Below are 936 nucleotides of genomic sequence, written 5' to 3'. Positions count from 1 at the left end.
TTGAACAACTAACACAAGCAAACAAAGGCCTATCGATCGACTTTCTTCTTTGCCCTGTGCGCCACTTGCTCGAGCTAAGAACGCGCTTGGCAGAACTCGAATTTAAGATGGTGAAAGAGTCGCTTGTTGAAGAGAATCGGCGTATTTATGAAGTGATGCTCATCAGCCAATCTGGACGCCATACCAGTGATTATCCAGCAATCAGTCATATCGGAGAGCAGATATGGCACTATGATTCAGAAGAAGAAAAACGGATCGCACTGAGGTACGCAAACCAAACGATCAAATACTATGAGAACAAGAATAAAAGCGCTCAAGCAGATGAACCGCTTAAGCACTTTAAACAGATCAAAACACGTTTGTGTTCGTAACTAGGACACTACTCCCATGCAGGAAATGGGTCTTCTAGCTCTGCCCAAAAGTCTTTGCCTTTTAACAGGTCATCTTCTGACAATAAGCAAGCATCTAAGGCATCAGTCATGGCCTGCTTATCTAAGCCTTGTCCGATGAACACGAGCTCTTGGCGCATATCACCAAATGGTTCTTCCCACATTTTTTCGATAGAAGCTAAATACTCTTCATCTTGCGGCCAGTTTTCTTTTNGCACAGCTTTCCAGAACATGCCCGCAAAACCATAACGCGCCATTCCGCCTGCTTGACTCCACTGTCCTGCAAACTGAGGTCGGGTCGCCAACCAGAAGAAACCTTTGGAACGAATTAAGTTTCCATACTGTTGAGTGTGGTGCAGAAAGTCGAAAAATTTCTTTGGATGAAAGGGTCTTCGAGCTTCATAGCTAAAACTACTAATGCCGTATTCTTCTGTCTCTGGAACATGCTCGCCGCGCATTTCTTTCAACCAACCGGGCGCCTGCTGTGCGCGCTCGAAGTCGAACAAGTTGGTATCAAGCACTTCGTTAATATCGACGTTGCCATGTG

The 936-nt window shown here is 45.5% G+C and carries 2 protein-coding genes; one reads left to right on the top strand and one right to left on the bottom strand.

All coding sequences use genetic code 11. The features are described from left to right. Positions 1-371, top strand: a 371-nt coding sequence (locus A3739_RS01705; protein ID WP_197471951.1) for a tRNA (adenine(22)-N(1))-methyltransferase TrmK, incomplete at its 5' end; no start/stop codon positions are given. Between the two features lie 8 nt (positions 372-379). Here A3739_RS01705 and A3739_RS01700 read toward each other — a convergent pair. Continuing rightward, positions 380-936 (bottom strand): GTP-binding protein (locus A3739_RS01700; protein WP_197471950.1); only part of this gene is annotated, 557 nt, incomplete at its 5' end.

The sequence above is a fragment of the Oleiphilus sp. HI0067 genome (assembly GCF_001635735.1).
Note: the sequence above shows the minus strand (reverse complement) of the source record. Positions and strands in the feature narration are given on the sequence as shown.